21 protein-coding genes are annotated in these 20,180 nt (G+C 65.5%); 4 read left to right on the top strand and 17 right to left on the bottom strand.

All coding sequences use genetic code 11. The features are described from left to right. From DYQ94_RS16955 to DYQ94_RS16945, 3 genes are all read right to left on the bottom strand, one after another. The gene (locus tag DYQ94_RS16955; protein ID WP_184429168.1) at nucleotides 1-1,170 is read right to left on the bottom strand and encodes a nitrate/nitrite transporter; all 1,170 of its coding nucleotides are present in this window, start codon (nucleotides 1,168-1,170) and stop codon (nucleotides 1-3) included. An 886-nt stretch (nucleotides 1,171-2,056) separates the two neighbouring features. After that, on the bottom strand, nucleotides 2,057-3,127 hold the full coding sequence (locus tag DYQ94_RS16950) for a CmpA/NrtA family ABC transporter substrate-binding protein (protein WP_160954735.1): 1,071 nt from the start codon (nucleotides 3,125-3,127) through the stop codon (nucleotides 2,057-2,059). A gap of 4 nt (nucleotides 3,128-3,131) precedes the next feature. Continuing rightward, the gene (locus tag DYQ94_RS16945) at nucleotides 3,132-3,704 is read right to left on the bottom strand and encodes an ANTAR domain-containing response regulator (RefSeq protein WP_024940396.1); all 573 of its coding nucleotides are present in this window, start codon (nucleotides 3,702-3,704) and stop codon (nucleotides 3,132-3,134) included. A gap of 82 nt (nucleotides 3,705-3,786) precedes the next feature. On the opposite strand from DYQ94_RS16945, the gene DYQ94_RS16940 reads away from it, so the two are divergent. Further along, a complete protein-coding gene (locus DYQ94_RS16940; RefSeq protein ID WP_160954736.1) occupies nucleotides 3,787-4,785 on the top strand; it encodes a siroheme synthase domain-containing protein in 999 nt (332 codons plus the stop codon). 27 nt (nucleotides 4,786-4,812) lie between these two features. Here the strand turns inward: DYQ94_RS16940 and DYQ94_RS16935 are convergent, their stop codons facing one another. From DYQ94_RS16935 to DYQ94_RS16925, 3 genes are read right to left on the bottom strand one after another with little or no spacing between them, the layout of a single operon-like run. Further along, nucleotides 4,813-5,175 (bottom strand): hypothetical protein, encoded by a 363-nt coding sequence (locus tag DYQ94_RS16935; protein WP_160954737.1) that lies wholly within the window; start codon nucleotides 5,173-5,175, stop codon nucleotides 4,813-4,815. Continuing rightward, nucleotides 5,159-5,728, bottom strand: coding sequence for a molybdenum cofactor guanylyltransferase (locus DYQ94_RS16930; RefSeq protein WP_054592682.1), 570 nt, complete (start codon nucleotides 5,726-5,728; stop codon nucleotides 5,159-5,161). The genes DYQ94_RS16935 and DYQ94_RS16930 overlap by 17 nt, the downstream gene beginning before the upstream one ends. A gap of 46 nt (nucleotides 5,729-5,774) precedes the next feature. Beyond that, on the bottom strand, nucleotides 5,775-7,028 hold the full coding sequence (locus DYQ94_RS16925) for a molybdopterin molybdotransferase MoeA (protein WP_160954738.1): 1,254 nt from the start codon (nucleotides 7,026-7,028) through the stop codon (nucleotides 5,775-5,777). Between the two features lie 211 nt (nucleotides 7,029-7,239). On the opposite strand from DYQ94_RS16925, the gene DYQ94_RS16920 reads away from it, so the two are divergent. Continuing rightward, nucleotides 7,240-7,527 (top strand): PQ-loop domain-containing transporter, encoded by a 288-nt coding sequence (locus tag DYQ94_RS16920; RefSeq protein ID WP_104606617.1) that lies wholly within the window; start codon nucleotides 7,240-7,242, stop codon nucleotides 7,525-7,527. Nucleotides 7,528-7,537: 10 nt separating this feature from the next. Here the strand turns inward: DYQ94_RS16920 and xth are convergent, their stop codons facing one another. Beyond that, a complete protein-coding gene (gene xth / locus DYQ94_RS16915; protein WP_160954739.1) occupies nucleotides 7,538-8,530 on the bottom strand; it encodes an exodeoxyribonuclease III in 993 nt (330 codons plus the stop codon). Between the two features lie 161 nt (nucleotides 8,531-8,691). On the opposite strand from xth, the gene DYQ94_RS16910 reads away from it, so the two are divergent. Further along, the gene (locus DYQ94_RS16910; RefSeq protein WP_126966720.1) at nucleotides 8,692-9,444 is read left to right on the top strand and encodes an OBAP family protein; all 753 of its coding nucleotides are present in this window, start codon (nucleotides 8,692-8,694) and stop codon (nucleotides 9,442-9,444) included. Nucleotides 9,445-9,532: 88 nt separating this feature from the next. Here DYQ94_RS16910 and DYQ94_RS16905 read toward each other — a convergent pair whose 3' ends face one another. From DYQ94_RS16905 to DYQ94_RS16895, 3 genes are all read right to left on the bottom strand, one after another. Beyond that, on the bottom strand, nucleotides 9,533-9,958 hold the full coding sequence (locus DYQ94_RS16905) for a hypothetical protein (protein WP_126966719.1): 426 nt from the start codon (nucleotides 9,956-9,958) through the stop codon (nucleotides 9,533-9,535). A 48-nt stretch (nucleotides 9,959-10,006) separates the two neighbouring features. Then, entirely contained in the window at nucleotides 10,007-10,585 is a 579-nt protein-coding gene (locus DYQ94_RS16900) for a DUF4142 domain-containing protein (RefSeq protein ID WP_126966718.1), read from the bottom strand. Between the two features lie 293 nt (nucleotides 10,586-10,878). Continuing rightward, nucleotides 10,879-11,094 (bottom strand): hypothetical protein, encoded by a 216-nt coding sequence (locus tag DYQ94_RS16895; protein WP_016904861.1) that lies wholly within the window; start codon nucleotides 11,092-11,094, stop codon nucleotides 10,879-10,881. A gap of 103 nt (nucleotides 11,095-11,197) precedes the next feature. On the opposite strand from DYQ94_RS16895, the gene moeB reads away from it, so the two are divergent. Continuing rightward, a complete protein-coding gene (gene moeB / locus DYQ94_RS16890; protein ID WP_126966717.1) occupies nucleotides 11,198-12,340 on the top strand; it encodes a molybdopterin-synthase adenylyltransferase MoeB in 1,143 nt (380 codons plus the stop codon). Nucleotides 12,341-12,569: 229 nt separating this feature from the next. Here moeB and DYQ94_RS16885 read toward each other — a convergent pair whose 3' ends face one another. From DYQ94_RS16885 to rlmN, 7 genes are all read right to left on the bottom strand, one after another. Continuing rightward, nucleotides 12,570-13,790, bottom strand: a complete 1,221-nt coding sequence (locus tag DYQ94_RS16885; RefSeq protein ID WP_126966716.1) for a molybdopterin molybdotransferase MoeA — start codon at nucleotides 13,788-13,790, stop codon at nucleotides 12,570-12,572. A gap of 176 nt (nucleotides 13,791-13,966) precedes the next feature. Then, complete coding sequence (gene der / locus DYQ94_RS16880) at nucleotides 13,967-15,364, bottom strand: ribosome biogenesis GTPase Der (protein ID WP_024940126.1); 1,398 nt, start codon at nucleotides 15,362-15,364, stop codon at nucleotides 13,967-13,969. A 10-nt stretch (nucleotides 15,365-15,374) separates the two neighbouring features. Then, complete coding sequence (gene bamB / locus DYQ94_RS16875) at nucleotides 15,375-16,592, bottom strand: outer membrane protein assembly factor BamB (protein WP_046342719.1); 1,218 nt, start codon at nucleotides 16,590-16,592, stop codon at nucleotides 15,375-15,377. After that, nucleotides 16,592-17,230: a YfgM family protein gene (locus DYQ94_RS16870; protein ID WP_054590942.1), complete on the bottom strand. Its 639-nt coding sequence runs from the start codon at nucleotides 17,228-17,230 to the stop codon at nucleotides 16,592-16,594. The genes bamB and DYQ94_RS16870 overlap by 1 nt, the downstream gene beginning before the upstream one ends. 70 nt (nucleotides 17,231-17,300) lie before the next feature. Next, nucleotides 17,301-18,161 carry a helix-turn-helix domain-containing protein gene (locus tag DYQ94_RS16865; protein ID WP_126966715.1) on the bottom strand — a complete coding sequence of 287 codons (861 nt, stop codon included), beginning with the start codon at nucleotides 18,159-18,161 and terminating at the stop codon, nucleotides 17,301-17,303. After that, nucleotides 18,158-18,946 carry a type IV pilus biogenesis/stability protein PilW gene (gene pilW, locus DYQ94_RS16860; RefSeq protein ID WP_065031392.1) on the bottom strand — a complete coding sequence of 263 codons (789 nt, stop codon included), beginning with the start codon at nucleotides 18,944-18,946 and terminating at the stop codon, nucleotides 18,158-18,160. The genes DYQ94_RS16865 and pilW overlap by 4 nt, the downstream gene beginning before the upstream one ends. Nucleotides 18,947-18,956: 10 nt before the next feature. Then, nucleotides 18,957-20,162 (bottom strand): dual-specificity RNA methyltransferase RlmN, encoded by a 1,206-nt coding sequence (rlmN, locus tag DYQ94_RS16855; RefSeq protein WP_039527310.1) that lies wholly within the window; start codon nucleotides 20,160-20,162, stop codon nucleotides 18,957-18,959. Between the last annotated feature and the right edge of the window lie 18 nt (nucleotides 20,163-20,180).

Here is a 20,180-nt window from a genome sequence, read left to right as displayed (position 1 = left end):
TCAGACCCGCGCCGCGCCGGCGCTGGACCATTCGCTACGCCACTGTGTCTTGACCCCGGCCAGCAACGCCCAACCACCGAGTGCGAACGCAGCGAACAACCACATGCCCATCGCATAACTGCCGGTGTGCTGCTTGAGCACGCCCAGGCCCGCAGCCAGCGCAAACCCGCCGATGCCGCCGGCCATGCCGATCAAGCCGGTCATCACGCCGATGTCCTGCGCAAACCGCTGCGGCACCAGCTGAAACACCGCGCCATTGCCGGCACCCAGACACAACAGGGTCAGTACGAACAAGGCCAGCGTCACCATTGCCCCGCCTGCGCCGAAGCCTGCGATGCCCACCAGCGCAGCCACCAGCAGATAGACGGTGAGCAAGGCGCGCGTGCCACCAATGCGGTCCGCAATCACGCCGCCCAACGGACGCATCACCGAACCCGCCAATACGCAGGCAGCCGTCGCCCACCCTGCAGTGCGCGTATCGAAGCCGAACTGGTCGTGGAAGTAGCCCGGCAATGCACTGGCAAATCCGGAAAAACCGCCAAAGGTCACCGAATAGAAAAACATGAAGCGCCACGCGTCGCAATTAGCCACCAACACGCGGCCATAGTCGGACCAGCGCTTGCGCGCGACCGGTACTGGCGCTTCTTTCGCAATCAGGGCGAATACGACCAGCGTCAGCAGCAGCGGAATGCATGCCAGTCCGAACACGTTCTGGTAACCGAACGCCAACGCCAGCATCGGTGCGAACAACGCCGCCAGCACGGTGCCGGAATTGCCCGCCCCGGCAATCCCCATCGCGGTGCCCTGATGCTCGGGCGGGTACCAGCGCGAGGCCAGCGGCAGCGCAACCGCGAACGAAGCGCCGGCAATGCCGAGCAACACGCCCAGCAACAACACCTGCCCCATGCTGTGCACGCCGAACTGCCAGGCACCAAACAACGAAGCGATCACCGCAACTTGTGCGACAACGCCCGCGCGCTTGGCACCGATACGGTCGGCCAGCATGCCCAGCACCAGCCGCAGCACCGCGCCGCACAGGATCGGCACCGCCACCATCAAGGCACGCTGCTGCGTATCGAGCCCCAGCGACTGCGCAATCGGTACCTGCAGCGGACCGAGCAGATACCACACCATGAAGCTCAGGTCGAAATACAGGAAGGATGCGAACAAGGTGGGCGTGTGCCCGGATCGCCAGAACGAGCGCTGCATAGAGACCTCTTCGAATGCGATGGCCAAAAAAAAACGGCGCCCCTCCGGTAAAACCGGAAGGACGCCGTTGTCCTGGATGCGTGCGGATCGCCGTTGATCCGCTGCATCGTGTTCGTGTTGTGGCAGGCACGCCGTTGCACCTGCACGAAGTGACTACGCAATCAACGTGCCAACTTGCTCACCTGAGCATCGCGACGATACAAGTCATTGAAAAATAGCGTTTTTGATGCAGTGCGTCCGATTTCGCGACAGCCTACCGACACGCCATTGCAGCTCACCAGTCCCGTCTTTCGTGCAGCCTTGCACCAACAGCGTGCACCCTGTATCGCAGGCTCTGTCGCTTGGCATGACTAACAGCGCCCAACAGAGCTACTGCACGGCTGTGCTCGGAAGCCTCATCTAGGACGCGTGCATACCGATCAAATATCTAGGTCAAAAGCCGTGTCAGTCGAGCGCGCGGTGCCCTCGCCGCACGCGGGACACGGCGTGAATCCGTCCGTGCAGGCTCGGTGGCAGCATCCATGCCGCCACACGGTCCCGCAATCGGCGAGGACACCGCACCAGAGATTTTGCTGGTTGCTTTGAGAAGAGCTACGCACACCGACCATCTCGACTGGTCCTTGCCCGCCCACCGTCGCGGGACCTTACGCGGCATGGATGCCGCGTAAGAGCCTACAGGGACGTACTTGCGGCGTGTCCTGCGATGGTGGGCAGGCAAGGGCCCTGCAACCAAGCCGCAGACTACATGCCTCGCGCCGTTGCCGTCGCCTCGGCTTCTGTCCGCAAGATCCAATGCATCCAGCGCACCCCAGCCTGACTTACCGCCTGATGCGCTCGGCATCCGGGCTCAGGGCGTATCGAACAACCGGTTGCTGCGGTGGTCGTCCTCGGGGGAAACCACGCCCACGCGTGCGGCAGCGCGCCGATAGTTGTCCAGTCGATGAATGTCGCGCAGCCGCGCGATGTCGTCTTCCTGGATGTCATGCCAGCCCCAGCGCTGGAACTGGGTCAGGAACCACTCACCGTCCGACAGCCACGGCATGTTGACCGCGCCATCGCCATGGAAGGCCAGCGCTGTCACATCCTTCGCATGTGCCTCGGCTTCGGCATCGGCATCCAGGCAAGCGGCCAGATGCGCGGCCGATACCCCGATATGCTGCGGCTCGGCCAGCCATTGCGCACACTGCGCCCGATTTGCCGGGTCCGCATCCAGCCAGCGACAGGCATCCAGTACGCACGCGGTCAGGCGTTCGCTCAACTCGGGTTGCAGCGCGGCGAATTCGCGTCGGCAGGCCAACACCTTTTCCGGATGGCCAGCCCACAGCTCGCCACTGCGGATTACCCGGCGACCGCTGCCCTGCGCCTGCGCAACCGCAGCCCATGGCTCGCCGGAGCAATAGCCGTCGACCAAGCCACTGGCCAGGGCGTCCGGCATCTGCGGTGGCGGGATGCTGAGCACCTCCACGTCGCGCATCGGGTCCACGCCACGTGCCGCCAGCCAGTAATAGAGCCACAGCGCATGCGTGCCGGTCGGGAAGGTCTGCGCAAACACGGCGCGGCGGCCCAGGCTGGCCAGCGCCTGCGGCAAGTTCTGCCCCTCCTCCAGGGCCTGCGCAAGCGCAGGCGCCAGCGTGATCGCCTGGCCGTTGTGATTGAGCGTCATCAACAGCGCCATCGGGCATTGCGGCCCGGCAATGCCCAGGTCGATCGCATACACCAGGCTGGCCAGCACATGTGCCGCATCGACCTCGCCGGCCAGCAGACGGTCGCGCACGCCGGCCCAGGAGGCCTGCCGCTGCAAGTCCAACTGCAGCCCATGGACGCGATCCAGGCCCAGCCGCTGCGCCGCGACCAGGGGCGCGCAATCGATCAGCGGCATGTAGGCCACGCGCAATACGGGGAGGTCGGCTTGGCTCATGTGTTCATCCCAGCAACTCGGCCATGGCCACGATGCGTCGCGCCACTTCGGCCAGTTTGACGCCCTGCTTCATCGCCTGCTGGCGCAGCGCCGCGTAGGCATCGGCCTCGCTCAGGCCGCGTTTTTCCATCAGCAGGCCCTTGGCGCGATCAATCAGCTTGCGGTCCTGCAGCGCCTGCTGCACATCGTCCAGGCGCTTGCGCATGCTGCTCTCCTGCGCAAACCGCGCAAGCGCCACCTGCACGATCGGCGCCAGCCGCGCCGGCGCCAGGCCATCGACCACATAGGCGGTGACGCCGGCACCGACCGCCGCATGGATCAACGCATCGTCGCCATCGCCGGAAAACATCACCACCGGCCGCGGCGCATGTGCATGCAGCATCGACAGTTGCTCCAGGGTATCGCGCGAGGGCGAGTCGACATCGATCACCACCACATCCGGCTGCTGGCTCTGTACCGCGTGCAGCAATGCACCGACCGAGGCTACATCGTCGAGCACCGTATAACCGGCGCGCGTCAGTGCCTGACGCAGTTCGCCGATCGGCTTTTCGGTATCGTTGACCAGCAAGACACGCATTGGCGGCAGCGAGGCGTGGACGTGGCCTGATGGTGCCATGCAACATGCCGTCGGTGCGAGCCATCCTTTCGGAGTACGTCTGATGCCGTTGTTCCCGCTGTTCGCAAACCTGCAAGCACGTGCCGTGCTGGTCATCGGTGGTGGCGAGGTCGCCACGCGCAAGGTGCTGGCGCTGCTCAAGGCGGGTGCGCAGATCCGCCTGTATGCGCATGCGCTCTCGCCCGAACTGGCGGAACTGATGCAGGCTGGCCGTTTCGAACAACTGGACGGCGAGTTCGATCCCGCCTGGATCGACGACGTGTGGCTGGTGGTCGCCGCCACCGACGATGGCGAGTTGAATCAACGCGTCGCCGCTGCTGCCGGCGCGCGTCGGCGCCTGGTCAATGTGGTGGACGATGCCGAGTTGTCGACCTATCAGGTGCCCGCCATCGTGGATCGCGACCCGCTGGTCATCGCCATTTCCTCCGCCGGTGCCGCACCGATGCTGGCGCGCCGCCTGCGCGAACGGCTGGAACGCGAACTGGATGTCTCGGTCGGCCGCTTCGCCGGCATGTTCGCGCGTCATCGCGAGCGCATCCGCAGCCAGTTCCCCGACATGAACCGGCGCCGGCGCTGGTTCGATCGCGTCATCGACGGCGACGTGCCCTTGCTGCTGCAGGCCGGCAACGACGACGCAGCCGAAAGCGCCTTCATCGCGGCGCTGGACGATGCCGGCGCGGTGCCGGCGCGCGGCAGCGTGCAACTGGTCGGCACTGGCCCGGGCGATCCCGGCCTGCTCACCATCAAGGCGCTGCGTGCGATGAATCTGGCCGACGTCCTGCTGATCGGCGACGACATCCCCGACGCGGTACTGGAACTGGCAAGACGCGATGCCGCACGCCGCGCCTTGCCGCAGCAGGCCGACGCCCAACAGCATCTGGTGCTGGAACTGGCCACAGAAGGCCTGCATGTGGTCGCGTTGCGCAGTGGCGCCGGTTACAGCGATGCCGATGCTGCGGCCATCGAAGCGGCGCTGCAGGCGCGCGGCCTGGCCTGCGATCGGGTGCCCGGCATTGCTGCGGGGCTTGAAATCAACGCGTGAGCGCTGCGCGTGTGCGCTGATGACACTTCAGGCCTTCGGAAAGCGCTTGCGCGCACTGTCGCGCACATCGATATCGAAGGTCACCTGCAACGCCGTCGGTTCGGCATCGCCAGCACCGGCATCGAAGCTGAAGCGCAATCCCTCGCGGCTGGGCAATTGCCGTGCATGCTGTTCCAGCGCATGGCGCGGCACCGACAACTGCCAATGCTCCGCAGTGCAATTGCAGGCCGCGTCACCGTCGCTCAGGCTGACGCTGTGGCGCAGCAGTCGCGCGCCCTGCCCGCTCGGCAAGCGGCTCAGATTCTCGACCGTGCGTCCGGCAAGCAAATCGGCCAATTCGGCTTCGTCGATGCGGAAGCGCAGCTGCTGAGCTTCAATCTGGATTTTCATGAATGAGCTGACTCCACTGCTCGGGCGTATTGCAATTGACGAACGCGGCGCGTTCGCTGGCGGTGACAGCGATGCGATGGCATTGCAGCGCAGCCTGCAGAGCGCGCAGCGAACGTGACGAACCGGGGCCGGCCATCAGCGCAGTGAGCGCCTCACGCACCACGCCATCCACGGACAGGCGCATCGGCAGCATCTGGTCTTCAAAGGTAACGCAGCGCCGATGCGGTGGCGCCAGCAGCCGCTCCAGCAATGACCGGGACAGCAGCGGCATGTCGACCGGCACCACCACCAGTGTCGTTGCATCGGCCAGCTGATTGATCACGCTGGCCAGGCCACCAAGCGGCCCCAGGTCCGGCTGCGCGTCGGCAATCCCGGCGTAGTCCGGGCGATCGCCGCTGATCACCACATTATGTGCGCCGGCATCGCGCAGCAACGCCTGCATGTGCTCCAGCAATGGACGTCCGCGCCACTGCAGCAGCGCCTTGTCCTGCCCCATCCGCGAGGAACGGCCGCCGGCCAGCACCACGCCCGTCCATGCAGGCCTCGCGTTCATGCCGCCTGCTCGCCGGCACGGCATCGCACGACGTGCAAGTGCTGGCTCACGGCGCGATCGCCGGTGCAGCCGGCTGCAGATGGCCCAGCCCGAACACCTGCGCTGTCGTACCGGGCGCGGCGCCTTCGTCCTGCGGCTCCAGTACCGCCCACGCATTGGCCTGCAACAACGGCGCCACGCGGAACGACTCCTGCTGGGGCAGGATCTGCACGCAGAGCACTCCGGCAGCGCTGCAGGTCAAACGTGCGCGCAGGTGTTGCCGCCACAGCGGTCGTGCCTGCATCGCGGTTTCCAGCGCAACCTGCACGCCGCGCTCGGCCGGCATGCCAAGCAAACCGCGCAGCGCCGGCTCCACGAAAAAGCGCAGCCCGGCAGCGCTGGCCATCGGATTGCCCGGCAAACCGACATACAACGCACCGTCTGCGAAGCGCGCCAGCAGCACCGGCTTCCCCGGCCGCACCGCAACCTTGTGGAACAGCACCGCCGCGCCATGCCGTGCCAAGGCATCGGGCACGAAATCGTAGCGACCGCGCGACACCGCACCGGTGCTCAGAATCACCTCGGCGCCCGCATCTCGCGCCTGTGCAAGCGCGAGATCGAAACCGGCATCGTCATCGCCCACCTGTCCATGCCAGACCAGTTCGGCACCGGCTGCCCGCAGCTGGCTGAGCAGATAACTGCTGGTGCCATCGCGAATCTGGCCAGGCCGCAACGGCTGCGCCGGATCGCCAATCAACTCGCGGCCGGTCGCAATCAAGGCCACACGCGGACGCCGCACCACCTGCACCCGCGCACAGCCCAGCCCGGCCAGCAGCATCAGGTGTGCGGCGCGCAAGACGGTGCCGGCCTCGATCACGCGGTCGTGCAAGGCCACATCTTCCCCACGTCGACGAATATGCTGACCGGCGCGGATATCGGCGCGCAGCCGGACGCGACCGGGCCGCGCGTCATCGTGCGCCAGCACGTCCACCTGCTCGATCGGCACTACGGCATCGGCGCCCGCGGGCAAACCGGCGCCGGTCATGATTTCCCACGCGCTGCCCGCCGCAATGCCACCTACATCTTCGCCTGCGGCAACGCTGCCACCGATCACATGTTCGCTGCCGGCGATCGCGCCACGGCCGGCGGTGACCAACGCAAATCCATCCATCGCGCTGTTGTCGAACGCCGGCAACTCCGCCGGGCTCGACAACGCCTGCGCAAGCACACGCCCTTCGGCATCGGCACTGTCCACCCACTCGCCGGCAAGCACGGCGATCTGCCGATGGACAATCGCAAGTGCGTCGGCGTAGCTGATCATGAGCAAGGCACGGTCGACCGGTGGATGACCTGGCTAGGATACCGGCCCCCGACGTGGCCGGTACAGGCGCAGCGATCGCGGCATCACCGCACCCTGCTGCACGCATTCCCTCGTCTCGACCAGGGCGCACGTCGCTTGAAGCCGCTAGAACGCAGCGCCTACACGGCAGATCGCAAAGTGACACCCAGTTCCCCCACGGTATTCATGCCGCATGCAACTCGTTGACCTTGTGGGCTGGCTCGCCAGTGCCGTCCTGATTGCCACCTTGATCCGCCAGATCTACAAGCAATGGCGCTCGGATGCGGCACAGGGCGTTTCGCGCTGGCTGTTCATCGGCCAGATCAGCGCCTCGGTGCTGTTCATCCTCTACAGCTACCTGGTCGGCAATGCCGTGTTTATCGTCAGCAACGTGCTGATCCTGCTGACCGCCCTCACCGGGCATGTGCTGCACCGGATCAAGCAGCGTCGGATGGCGCGTCACGCGGGCAGTATCGGCTAGCGCTGCCGCGTTATTTGGCGCTTTTCTTCGCCAGCTTGCGCGGCTTGGCGGGTACGATTGACTTGCTGGCGGCAGACCGCGTTGCGGCCTTTTTCGCCGCGGTCTTGGGCGTTTTCTTCGTCGTGGACGTGCGTGCCGGGCTTGCCTTCGCCACGGCACGTTTTCGTGGCCTGGGCACGGCCTCGGCCTGCGTTGCTGGCTCGACTACCGCTTCGGGCACATGCACGCTGATCCAGGTCGGCGCATGATCGCTGGCCTTTTCCAGTGCACGTACCCACTTGTCCACGCCGGCGTCCTGCAGCCCAGGCGCCAGGGTGCGGTTGAGCAGCAGGTGGTCGATGCGCAAACCACGATCGCGCGCAAAATGCTGGCGAAAATAGTCCCAGAAGGTGTAGATCGGCGTTTCGCCATGCACTGCAAGCAGGCTGTCGGTCCAGCCCTGCTCGAGCAGGGTCTGGTACGCCTGGCGACTCTCCGGCTGCAGCAACGCATCCTTGCGCCAGCCCTTGGGGTCGTAGATGTCGGCATCGGTCGGCACCACGTTGAAATCGCCGATCAGTGCTACCGGGTGCGGTAAGTCCACCAGCGTCCTGGCGTGCCGGATCAGGCGTTGAAACCACGCCAGCTTGTAGTCGAACTTCGGCCCGGGCTGCGGATTGCCATTGGGCAGATACAGGCAGGCCACCACCACCCCGTGAATTGCAGCCTCCAGATAACGGCTCTGCGTATCGCCGCAGTCCCACGGCAGCCCGCGACGGATTTCCACCGGATCGGCGCCGTGCGCCAGCAATGCCACACCGTTCCACGACTTCTCGCCTTGCCAGATCACGCCATAGCCGGCATCGCGGATCGCCTGTTCCGGAAAGGCGTCCTGCGTGGCTTTCAATTCCTGCAAGCCGACGATGTCCGGTTGCTCGCGCTGTAGCCATTCCAGCAGATGCGGCAGCCGGCTAGTGATGCCATTGACGTTGAATGTCGCGATCTTGCGGGCGGTGGCGGACATGGGTGAGCGACCAGGCATGCGTAGCTGCGCAGCATCGCCGCCATGGCATTAAGCAGATGCTCAAGCGAGGTGAAGCTCCGTTGGATATCTGCGCACGCGCTCACGCCTCGCAAACCATCAGCCTCCGTAGGCTGGCCCCACCACTCATTGTTGGAGATCGCATGCGACAGTCCGCGCTCTGGATTGCCCTGCTGTGCGCCGGCTGCTCGCGCAGCCCGCCTTCGGTTACCCCGCCGGGCGCGCCTGAAAGCGCCAAGACCAATGTGCTGGAAGCCGGCGCCAGGGTCCTGCAACCGACCGGGCCGGTCGGCAAGCTCGACATCTACCTGGTGGGTTTCCATCCGATGAAAGACGCACCGGATGTACAGATGGAAGCGCATCACTACTGCCATCAGGTCAATGAAGACCTGGCGCAATGCGCGCTCTACGACGGCAACACCGATCAGGCCAACCTCACCGGTATCGAGTACATCATTTCCGAACAACTGTTCGCACAGTTGCCAGAGCACGAGCGCAGCTTCTGGCATCCGCACAATGGCGAAATCCTGTCGGGCCAGCTATCCGCGCCCAACCTGCCGCTGGTTGCGGAGAAAGAACTGATGCGCAGCAAGCTCAACAGCTATGGCAAGACCTGGCACACCTGGCACTCGCGCAACGGCACCGCCGCGGGCGATGCATTGCCGCTGGGCGAGCCGATGCTGGCCTGGTCGTTCAATCGCGATGGCGAGGTGCAGCAACCGCTGATCGATCAGCGCGACAAGCTGGCCACGTTCTCTACCGCGCAACGTCGCGCCAATCGCCAGGACCTGACCCCGGTGGCCAGGCCGCAGCACGGAGTGGATGCCTTGCGGCCGCACTTCGGCAATGCCGAACCGATCCCCGGGGTGGTCGACGCAAGTACCCCATCCGACTGAACCCTCAAAACCTGGCCGCCCGTAGCAACTGCAATCGGGGCCAGGCATTCGAAGTCCATCGACAAGGTGCGGACGAGCGGACGCGATCTCACACGTCCATACCGTCACGCAGGCGCCGTAACGCCTTGCCCATCCACAGATGCCGGACACGCTGCATGCGCTCGACCGATGGCCCAGCGCGCTCTCGCTCATCTGCACCCTGCAGGCTCAACGTGACACAACTGCCCTCGCATCCAGGCGCAGTCTGCACATGCAGCAACACGCCCAGCTGCAGGCCGCGACCGCCATCAACCTGGTAACGCACCGATTCACCCAGGCGCGCCTCACCACGCTGCAACCCGACAATACCGCGCCGGCACCAGGTGGCCTGCGGCGCCCAGCGCGATGCATGCCCATCGCCAGCGACCAGCTCCGCCACTCCACGCAGGATGCGTCGCTGCACATTGGCATCGCACCACGCATCCAGGATCTGGTGCGGCTCGGCCCGGATGATCAGGCGACGTATCCGCAGCATCGGGTCTTCAACAACGGCAACCGGTATTGCCGGCAAGCCAGGCATGCCTCAGCGCCCAGCACCCTTGCTGCTGGCCTGCAGCGTCTTGGCAGCCGCCAGATGCTCGGCGACATGGCTGCGCGTGGTCTGCAGATGCGCCAGCACCTGTGCCGTCTTGGCCGCAGGAATCAGTTGCTTGTCCAGCGCCGCCAGCGCATCGGTGTGGTCCTTGACCATTGCCGTGACGTACGCAGCCTCGAAGGCCTTGGTATCGAGCTTCTGCAACATCGCCAGTTCGGTCTTGCCCTTGCTCATCTGCGCCTTGGCAGCGGCAGCAGACAGGTCCGGCGACCACTTGGCCAGCTTCTGATTGTTGTCGGTATGCTCCTTGACCATCTGCATCGCATAGTCGCGCACGCCACCTTGCACCTGCTTCTGCAGCGCGAGATTGGCCGCACCGATTTCACTGGTGTTGATGGCGCTCAGGGTGCCTAGCGCCTCACGCTCCTTCGCGCTCGGGGAATTAGTGCCCGCCTGTTGCTGGGCAGTGGCGGGCATGCCGGCCTGCGTTGCGTTCTGCGCATGCGCAGCGGCGGTGATGCCTAGACACAGGGTCAGCGCCGCAAACATCGGGTGACGTACTTCCATATGGATCTCCAGCCAGAAGGTGTGCCTGCATGCTGGACCTCGTCGCGTGACCCGATCGTCGTACCGGCGTCGAAAGCTGGAGAGGAAACCGTGCTGCACCGCAGTGCGCTTCACATGGAGTGAAGGTGGCATGGCGTCCGTGTTGGGTGACTTCGGACGGTGCTGGCACACTGAGCAACCAGCTCCTGTTTCGAAGGACCATGGCTCGAGCCGTCCGGCTGACTTGGAATACTCAGCATTCAGGACCGCGAATGCGCACTTGCAAGACTGCCCGTAAAGCGAGGCCCGCCGGGTCAGGCACCGGGATCCGCAGGTCCGAGCTGATGCGCCGACAGGATTTCGTCGATGCGTTTGACGATTTGCGCCGCCTGCTCCTGCGACTCTGCGGCAGCGGTGATCTTCTCTGCACGTGCGTGGAATACATCCCAGAAATCGTCCGGATGCTGGCGACGAATATCAGGCAATGCATCGGCAAGTTGTTTCAATTGCGCGTCGATATCGGGGGTCATTGGGGGTCTCCTTGTGTGCCCACGCTACCGCCGTGCTGGTGAGCCTGATGCCAACATGGCAGTCTGTGCATCGCATCGCCTGTGTTTGCGCGACAATGGCGCCATGAGCAGCCACGACATCTCCCCTGCAAATGCCCGCATGCGCGCTCTGCAAGGCGCCTTGCTGATCGACATCCGGCAGTTGCACGAGCGTGCCGGCGGCCAGGCCGAAGGCGCGTTGGCGATTGCGCAACACGATCTGGAAACCGCACCCGCACAGCATCTGTCGGAGCAGGCGCGCGAGATCGTGCTGATCTGCCAGAGCGGCAAGCGCTCGGCACACACGGCGGAGATCTTGCGCGCGCAAGGCTATACGCAGGTGTCTTCGGTACTCGGTGGCACCGCCGCATGGACCGGCGCCGGCCTCCCCTTGGTACGCCCTACCCTACCGCCGGACGAGCAGGATTTTCTCGAGCGCTACTCGCGCCATCTGCTCCTGCCGCAGGTCGGTCTGGACGGCCAGCAGCGTCTGGCGCGTTCGCGCGTGTTGCTGGTCGGTGCAGGCGGTCTCGGCTCGCCGGCGGCGTTCTATCTGGCTGCCGCCGGCGTCGGCCACCTGCGGATCGCCGATGACGATGTGGTGGACCGCAGCAATCTGCAGCGCCAGATCCTGCATGTGGAAGACAGCGTCGGCGTCGCCAAGGTCAGCTCGGCCGCGCAGCGCATTGCCGCGCTCAATCCACGTGTGCAGGTCGAAGCGCTGCAGGCACGCGTGACTGCCGGCAATGTCGAAGCCCTGCTGAAGGACGTGGATGTCGTGGTCGACGGCGCCGACAATTTTCCTGCGCGCTATCTGCTCAACGATGCCTGCGTCAAACTCAGCAAACCGCTGGTCTACGGCGCGGTACAGCAGTTCGAAGGGCAATTGAGCGTGTTCGATGCCGGCCGCAAGCGCGGCCATGCACCGTGCTATCGCTGCCTGTTTCCCGAGCCGCCGCCGCCCGAATTCGCCCCCAGCTGCGCCGAGGCCGGCGTGCTGGGCGTGCTGCCCGGGGTGATCGGATTGCTGCAGGCCACCGAGGCGATCAAGTTGCTGCTGGGCATCGGCGAGACCCTCACCGGGCGCCTGCTCAGCTTCGATGCATTGGCAATGCGCTTTCGCGAAATCCGGCTGCCGCCCGACCCGCATTGCCCGGTGTGTGCTCCCGGTGTCGCATTCACCGGGTATGCCGACTACGCCGCGTTCTGCGGCAGCGCAGTCGGCTGAGAACGGCCTGATCGGCGCTGGTTGCAGCCTCGCGTCCGGACGCCGCGTTCTAGTGTGACGTGGAAGAGGCGGTCTACCACACCGGGCTGCGCCCTCCACGTGGCTGCCATCAGCTCGCGCAGCGTCGACGTTTAGTGCCGAAGGCACGAAAGGACCGACGTGCACCCAATGCCGCCCGCTTGGCGGCGAGCAGGGCCCCACTGTTTGTGGCGCGTGCTGTACCAAACGCTCAAAGCGCGTAAGGAATCACCCGCACGCTCTCGCCCGCCTCGAAACGCCGTGCCTGCTCGGGCAACACGATCAAGGCATTGCTGTCGGCCGCGCCACGCAGCAGGTGCGATGCATCGCCACGATGCGGCAATGCCGTCAGACGCCCGTCTTCGCCGCACTCCAGCCGCCCGCGCAGGAACTCCAGGCGCTCGTGGCGTTTTTCCCATGGACTGGCAAGGGCCGCATGCCATAGCGGGCGCGGCTCGCTACGTCCCTGCAGGCCATCCAGCAGCGGCACGCCGTAGGCGATCAGCGTCGCCAGCACCGAGACAGGATTGCCCGGCAGACCCAGTACCAGGCAGCGGCCGATCTGGCCCAGCACCGCCGGCATACCCGGCCGCATGCGCACGCGCCAGAAGTGGATGCGGCCCAGTTCGCCGATCAGCTGCGGCAGATAATCCTTTTCCCCCGCCGAGACGCCGCCGCAGGTGATCACCACATCGAAGGCCGCAGCCGCGTCCTCCAGCATGGTGCGGATGCGTTGCGGATCGTCCGGCAGGGTCGGCCATGCAGTCGGCGCGTAGCCTAGTGCGCGCAGCTGCGCCATCAGCATGTCGCGGTTGCTGTTGTAGATCTGTCCCGGCCCCAACGGCATGCCCGGCTCCACCAGCTCATCGCCGGTGGCCAGCACCGCAATGGTCGGCCGCGGCGCCACCGCAAGCCGCGACAGACCGAGCGCAGCCGCCAGTCCGATCCGCGCAGGCGTCAACACCTGGCCGCTCTGCACCACCAGATCGCCCGCGCGCAAGTCACTGCCGGCCTGGCGCACCGCCGCACCCGGCGCAGGCATGGTATGGAAACGCACCACGCCATCGCGTTCCTGCGCATCCTCCTTCGGGATCACCGTATCGGCGCCATCGGGCAGCGGCGCACCGGTGGTGATGCGCAGGCATTGGCCGGCGCTCAGCTTGCCGGTCCAGCGCTCGCCAGCGAATTGCTCGCCGATCAGTTGCAACGACGCATCGCCGCCAGCGACATCGGCATGCCGCAACGCGAAGCCGTCCATCGCGCTGTTGGCGAAGGGCGGCAACGCGATCGGTGCGATCAGATCGGCAGCGCTGATCCGCCCGTCGGCACGCGAGGTGGCGATGTTCTCGTCGGGCGGACGGCTGTTGGCAGCGACGGCCTGCAGGATCTGCAGCGCCTGTGCATAGGGAATGCGGGAGGGATAGTCGGTCATGGCACGCAGGATACCAGTGCACCACGACGACTCAGAATGCCAGGCACTGCCAGTGCAGATGCCAGAAGGAATCACTGCACCTTCCTGGCGTAGCTCGCGGCACTGGACCACGGCAGTTGCAGGCGCTGCGGCCACTCCATCTGACGATCATTGGCCAGGCACGGGCCGTTACCTGCTTACTTGCCCTTGACGTGCTTCATCAACCGCCTTTTGCGCGCCACCTGCCGTTCGGTGAGCGTGTTCTTCTTGCCCTCGTACGGATTGGCACCTTCGCGGAAGATGAAACGCACCGGCGTGCCGACCAGCTTGAAGCGCTTGCGGAAGAAGTTTTCCAGATAGCGCTTGTACGACTCCGGCAGCACCTTCAGGCGCGTGCCGTGCACGATGAAGGTGGGCGGATTTGCGCCACCCGGATGCACGTAACGCAGCTTGGAAACGTGGCCACGGATGCTCGGCGGCGGATTGGTCTCGTAGGCGATTTCCAGCGCCTGGTTGACTTCGCTGGTGCTGAATTCGTGCGTGGCCGACGCATGTGCACGGTGAATCGCCTGGAACAGCTCGCGCATGCCCGAGCCGTGCAGCGCGGAAATCCGCACCGCCTCGGCCCAGCTGACAAAGCCCAGCTTGCGCGCCAGCAGGTCTTCGGCCTGCGCACGCTGGTAGTCGCTCTGCCCGTCCCACTTGTTGATCGCCACCACCAGGGCGCGGCCAGCGTCCAGGATGGCGCCCAGAATGGTCGCGTCCTGGTCGGTAACGCCTTCGCCGGCATCGAGCATCAGCACCGCAACCTGGCATTGCTCGATCGCCTGCAGCGTCTTGAACGCGCTGAACTTCTCCACCGCCTCCTCGACCTTGCCGCGGCGACGCAGGCCGGCCGTATCGATCAAGCGGTACTGGCGCCCGTCGCGGTCCATGTCCACGGCGATCGAATCGCGCGTGGTGCCCGGCACTTCCGAGGCAATCATGCGTTCTTCGCCGAGCAGGCGATTGACCAGCGTCGACTTGCCCACGTTCGGGCGGCCGACGAAGGCGATGCGCACACGCGCCGGGTCGGTATCCAGCAGTTCGCCGGCACCTTCCTCGGGCAGACGTGCGCCGACTTCCTCGAGCAGTTCGTCGATGCCCTGCCGATGCGCGGCAGACAACGCCACCACATCGGAGAACCCGTAGCGCGCGAATTCCGAGCGCACGGTCTCTTCGTCGGTGCCGTCGATCTTGTTGATGACCAGCACGGTCGGCCGCGCCAGCTTGCGCAGCCAGGCCAGGATCTCGTCGTCCAGCGAGGAGGCGCCTTCGCGGCCGTCGACCACGAACAGCACCAGATCGGCCTCGCCGGCAGCGGCGCGGGCCTGCCGCGCGGTGGCGCCGGCCAGGCCTTCCTCGTCACCGGCAATACCGCCGGTATCGACGACGATGAACGGGCGTTCCTCGTCGAGACGACAGACCCCGTAGTTACGGTCGCGGGTGACGCCGGGCTGGTCGTGGACCAGCGCGTCACGGGTGCGCGTCAGCGCATTGAAGATGGTGGACTTGCCGACATTGGGCCGTCCGACCAGGGCGACCAGGGGCAGCATCGCGAAGTCCTTATTGTGCCAACCGGAAGGCGGTGATATCGCCATCGGTGTTTTGTACCAACAGAATGCCGTCCACGACGATCGGCTGCGCCAGCAGCGTGTCGCGTCCAGCGCGAGCGCGCGCGGCCAGTGCACCGTCGCTGAGTTTCAGCCAGTGCAGATAGCCCTTGTAATCGCCGACCACGGCGTAATCGCCCTGGATGGCCACACCGGTCAGGGAGCGACGCGCCAGCGCGGCCTGCGACCACATCGCCGCCCCGCTGCTCTTGTCCAGGCCCCACACCGAGCCGGCGTTGTCGGAGACCACCACCACTGCCGACGACACGCCAACGCCACCGGCGCCGCCGTGATCGCGCGTCCACAGCGGACGGCCGCTCGGGCCTTCCAGTGCGAGGGTTTCGTTCTTGAAGCTGGTCGCATACAGCGTGGTGCCATCGAGCACCGGGGCGCCGTCCACATCGGCCATGCGCTCCAGCTCGGTGCGGCCTTCCGGCACGCCGATCGCCTGTTCCCACAACGGGCGGCCGTCCTGCAGCGCCAGGGCGCTCAAGGTGCCGCTGTCGTTGCCGACGAACAGCACGCCCGGGCCGGTCACGATCGGCGCATTGCCGCGCACCGACAGGGTCGGGCCTTCTTCGGCATGGAACCAGCGACGCTCGCCGGTGGCCGCGTCGAAGGCGCTGACGCGACCATCGTTGCTGCGCACCAACACCAGGTTCTGTGCAATCGCCGGTGCGGCGATGACTTCGTTCGGCACCTTGGCACGCCATTTTTCGGTGCCATCAGCCTGGTTCAAGGCAATCACGTCGCCAGACAGGGTGCCGATCACCACCAGGCCTTCGCCGACGCCGGGGCCACCGGACAGGCGCTGCTTGAACTTGCGATCGTTACGCTCTTCCTTCTTGGGCTTGTATTCCCACACGCGCTTGCCGGTCTGCAGGTCCAGCGCCTGCACGCCGCCGGTAATCGCCGCGGCGTACACCTTGCCATCGGCCACCGCCGGACGCTGGCGCACGCCGATATGGCCTTCGCCCTTGCCCACGCCGGTGGACCAGATCTTGTCGACCTTGACCGACGGCTCGAACTTGACCAGCTCGGCAGGTTCCTGCGCCTTCTTGGCAGCAGCGTCCTTCCCGGCAAACCAGCCCTTGACGGTGCTGCAACCAGCCAGCGACACGCCCATCAGGGCGATCATTGCAATGCGCTTGTACATATCAACCTGCTTCATCAAATCGGCTCCGCCGGATCGGGCACCTTGCCGCCCACATCCATCAGCTTGGTTTCCAGCAAACGGCGCTGCGGCGAGGCCACGTCCACCGTGGTCAGGGCCTTGGCGTAGAGCGCACGCGCTTCGTCCGGCTTGCCCTGCACGACCAGCGCATCGGCGCGGATCTCCAGGCTGGTGTGGTCCTGCGCATCGGCCAGCAGCTTGATCGCTTCGTCCGGCTTGCCGCTTTCGGTCAACACACGCGCCAGGCGCTGCTGCACGATCTGCTTGAGCTCGCCTTCGGCCGGCACGTCGCGCAGGGTCTTGATCGCTTCGGCATGCTTGCCGGCATCCACCTGGGCCTTTGCCAGACGCAATGCAGCCAGTTCGGCGTAGACACCGCCCTTGCCGTCATCGAGCGCCACGATGTCCTTGGCCGCCTTGTCCAGGTCCTTGCCCTGGATGGACTTGACCACCGCTTCGTAACGGGTATTGGCTTCCACCGATTGGGTGGCGGTGTGCTTCTGCCACCACTGCCAGCCCAGGATCAGGGCCAGGCCCACCACGATGCCGCCTACCAGCCCTGCGCCATTCTTTCTCAACCAGGAACGAACGCGTTCGCCTTGTTCGTGTTCGTCCAGCAGATCGTCGATCGCCATGCGTACTCTCGCTCCGTCATCCCGGAGGCGCGGAACATCAATAGGGAAAAATGAAAAACCGCAGTCCGCTTCACTCGGAAGCAGGTACCACGGAGCCGTCGGAGGATACCGCAAAACGGGCCACGTTAGCGCGCTGGAACGGTTTCACATCGACGATACTGCCGCCTTGCTGAACCTCTACCGCCGACGCATTACCCAGCACGATGCGACCCACCTGCCCTGGCGAATAACTGCGACGCTCGCCGGCACGCACCAGTGCCTTTTCGACCGCGCTGCCATCCGGTGCCAGAATCTGCACCCAGCTGTCGCCGCTGAAACTCAACGACAAACTGCCGCCACTGGCGGCCGACACTGCAGGGGTCTCGACCTCGGGCGTGGCCCGTGGCACCGGCGTCATCGACGCGATGTACGGCGCCGGCTGCTCGCGCGGCGCGCTGGCCGGCTGCGTGGCAGCGTTGGCCGGGGTGCCGGTCCCGGGCGCTTCCGGCATGCTGTCCAGCGATACCGTGCTGGGCGCCTTGCCATCCAGATGCGAACGGGTCGCGTACCACACCGGCACCGCGAACACGCCGGTGATCACCACATACATCGCCTTGCGCGCCGTGCTTTCCAGGATGCGCCGCGCCCGCGGCGTATGCGTGTGGCTGACCAGCTTGACCGGCTCGATCGGCGCAATCGCCGCTTGCTGCAGCAGCGGCTCCAGGTCCACATGCAGCAAGCGCGCATAGCTGCGCAACTGACCGCGCACGAAGACCGGCGCACCCAGGCGTTGCCAGTCTTCCTGCTCCAGCGAGCGCACCACGTGCGCCGGCATGCGCAGCTTGCCGGCGACTTCGTCCACGCTCAGACCTGCCGCTTCGCGCGCGTCGCGCAAATGCTGTCCGCAGCCCTTTTCCTGCTCGAAAGGGTTCGGATTGGAATCACTGATCACAATGCATTGGCCCCGGGGTTAGCGGTCGCTGCGTCAGGAAATTCCTTGACCAACCGCTGTTGATAACGGCTGGCAGCTACCTTGTCGCCTAGCCCTTGCTCAATCTGAATGGCGAGTTGTAACACGGAAGCGGTTGCCGGTGCAGCCGCAAGCCGTCGTTCAATAAACGCACGCGCTTCGAAATAATTGCGATTGGTCACCTCGGAGCGCGCCATCGACTCGAGTGCGTATGGATTCCGCGGATCCAGTTCCAGCGCCTTGCGCAAGTCGCCGACCGCCCGCTGCGGCTGCCCGGCCTTGAGTGCGCAGCCACCTGCATTGCCCAACGCGGAGGCTGGCGATGCGTAGTTTCTGTCGGTCAGGGCGCGATCGAACCAGATCAGCGATTCGGCCGGCGAGCCGTTCGCGCACAACCACGCGCCGTAATTGTTCAGGACATCGCCGCGCTGCGGCGCAAGCTCCGCGGCCCGGCGGTATGACGCACCGGAGCCGGCAACATCGCCCTTGGCGCCTTGAATCAGCGCCAGCAGACCAATGGCATCCACCGACTGGGGATCTTTCTTCAAGGCTGCACGGACCTGCTCTTCGGCAGCGACGTAGTCGCCTGTCTGCAGCCGATTATTGGCCAGGCCCAGCTTCTCCTGCACCGCCAGACGATTCTTTGTCGCGGTGCTGTCGCGGAACGAATGCACCTGCGCGACCTCCTCGACCGTCTGGACCGAGCCGGCCTTGGCATTGCGACCACCGCAGCCGACCGCGCACAGTGCGATCGCCACAGCCGCCATGGCTGCTAGATCACGCTGCCGCATCTCGACCGGCCTGCCCTTCCAGGGTGCGCAGGAAATCCGCCTGACGACGGGTGCGGTCCATAACCTGCCCCTTGAGCTGCCCGCAGGCGGCGTCGATATCGTCGCCACGGGTCCGCCGGACCATCGTCAGCACTTGTGCGTCGAGCAGGATCTTCTGAAACGCGCGGATCTCGGTCTCGCCCGAGCGCTCGTAACGCGTGCCCGGGAATGGATTGAACGGAATCAGGTTGACCTTGCCGGCGTCCTTGGACTGCACCGCATTGTCGAACTGACGCATCAACCTGGCCAGCTGGCGCGCATGCTCGGGCTGGTCGTTGATGCCTTTCATCAAGGTGTATTCGAAGGTGACCGAATCGCGCTTCTTGTTGCCGCGCAGATAGCGCGCGCAGGATTCCATCAGCTCGGCGATCGGGTATTTCTTGTTCAACGGCACCAGGCTTTCGCGCAGCGTGTCGTTGGCCGCATGCAGCGAGACCGCCAGCGAGACATCGCTTTCGGTCGAGAGCCGGTCGATCATCGGCACCAGGCCGGAGGTCGACAGCGTCACCCGCTTGCTGGCCAGGCCGTAGCCCAGGTCGTCGCGCATCACGCTCATCGCGCGCACGACGTTGTCGAAATTCATCAGCGGCTCGCCCATGCCCATCATCACCACATTGGTGAGGCGGCGCTGCTGGTGCGGCACGTTGCCCAGATGGCGCGCCGCCACCCACACCTGCCCAACGATCTCGGCGGTGGTGAGGTTGCGGTTGAAGCCCTGGGTGGCAGTCGAACAGAAGGTGCAGTTCAGGCCGCAGCCGACCTGGGACGATACGCACAGCGTGCCGCGGCCCTTGTCGGGGATGTAGACGGTTTCGATCGCGTTCTTGCCGTCGGTGCCCATGGCCAGCAGCCACTTGTGGGTCCCGTCGGTGGACGGCTTGTCGAACACGACATTCGGGACGAGGACCTCGGCGTGCTGGTGCAACTTCGCACGCAGCGCCTTGCCGAGGTCCGTCATCTGGTCGAAATCGGTGACGTAGCGATGGTGGATCCACTTCATCACCTGATGGGCACGGTAGCGCGCTTCGCCGAGCGTGTCGGCGAAGAAGCGCTCCAGTCCCTCGCGGTCGAGGTCGAGCAGGTTCTGCTTGCGCAGTTCCGGGGTACGGACGGGAACGTCCTGCAGCACGGAGGGGATCACGACCTCATTCACGATTCGACTCTCTCGGCC

This window comes from Xanthomonas sp. LMG 8993 (genome assembly GCF_009835065.2).
Classification (GTDB): domain Bacteria; phylum Pseudomonadota; class Gammaproteobacteria; order Xanthomonadales; family Xanthomonadaceae; genus Xanthomonas; species Xanthomonas arboricola.
Note: the sequence above shows the minus strand (reverse complement) of the source record. Positions and strands in the feature narration are given on the sequence as shown.

What these genes read in the sequence shown, in the direction of transcription:
- DYQ94_RS16950 (WP_160954735.1), bottom strand. Translation starts at nt 3,127, where the DNA reads ATGAGCCAAGCCGACCTCCCCGTATTGCGCGTGGCCTACATGCCGCTG.
- DYQ94_RS16945 (WP_024940396.1), bottom strand. Translation starts at nt 3,704, where the DNA reads ATGCGTGTCTTGCTGGTCAACGATACCGAAAAGCCGATCGGCGAACTG.
- DYQ94_RS16940 (WP_160954736.1), top strand. Translation starts at nt 3,787, where the DNA reads ATGCCGTTGTTCCCGCTGTTCGCAAACCTGCAAGCACGTGCCGTGCTG.
- DYQ94_RS16935 (WP_160954737.1), bottom strand. Translation starts at nt 5,175, where the DNA reads ATGAAAATCCAGATTGAAGCTCAGCAGCTGCGCTTCCGCATCGACGAA.
- DYQ94_RS16930 (WP_054592682.1), bottom strand. Translation starts at nt 5,728, where the DNA reads ATGAACGCGAGGCCTGCATGGACGGGCGTGGTGCTGGCCGGCGGCCGT.
- DYQ94_RS16925 (WP_160954738.1), bottom strand. Translation starts at nt 7,028, where the DNA reads ATGATCAGCTACGCCGACGCACTTGCGATTGTCCATCGGCAGATCGCC.
- DYQ94_RS16920 (WP_104606617.1), top strand. Translation starts at nt 7,240, where the DNA reads ATGCAACTCGTTGACCTTGTGGGCTGGCTCGCCAGTGCCGTCCTGATT.
- xth (WP_160954739.1), bottom strand. Translation starts at nt 8,530, where the DNA reads ATGTCCGCCACCGCCCGCAAGATCGCGACATTCAACGTCAATGGCATC.
- DYQ94_RS16910 (WP_126966720.1), top strand. Translation starts at nt 8,692, where the DNA reads ATGCGACAGTCCGCGCTCTGGATTGCCCTGCTGTGCGCCGGCTGCTCG.
- DYQ94_RS16905 (WP_126966719.1), bottom strand. Translation starts at nt 9,958, where the DNA reads ATGCTGCGGATACGTCGCCTGATCATCCGGGCCGAGCCGCACCAGATC.
- DYQ94_RS16900 (WP_126966718.1), bottom strand. Translation starts at nt 10,585, where the DNA reads ATGGAAGTACGTCACCCGATGTTTGCGGCGCTGACCCTGTGTCTAGGC.
- DYQ94_RS16895 (WP_016904861.1), bottom strand. Translation starts at nt 11,094, where the DNA reads ATGACCCCCGATATCGACGCGCAATTGAAACAACTTGCCGATGCATTG.
- moeB (WP_126966717.1), top strand. Translation starts at nt 11,198, where the DNA reads ATGAGCAGCCACGACATCTCCCCTGCAAATGCCCGCATGCGCGCTCTG.
- DYQ94_RS16885 (WP_126966716.1), bottom strand. Translation starts at nt 13,790, where the DNA reads ATGACCGACTATCCCTCCCGCATTCCCTATGCACAGGCGCTGCAGATC.
- der (WP_024940126.1), bottom strand. Translation starts at nt 15,364, where the DNA reads ATGCTGCCCCTGGTCGCCCTGGTCGGACGGCCCAATGTCGGCAAGTCC.
- bamB (WP_046342719.1), bottom strand. Translation starts at nt 16,592, where the DNA reads ATGAAGCAGGTTGATATGTACAAGCGCATTGCAATGATCGCCCTGATG.
- DYQ94_RS16870 (WP_054590942.1), bottom strand. Translation starts at nt 17,230, where the DNA reads ATGGCGATCGACGATCTGCTGGACGAACACGAACAAGGCGAACGCGTT.
- pilW (WP_065031392.1), bottom strand. Translation starts at nt 18,946, where the DNA reads ATGGCGGCTGTGGCGATCGCACTGTGCGCGGTCGGCTGCGGTGGTCGC.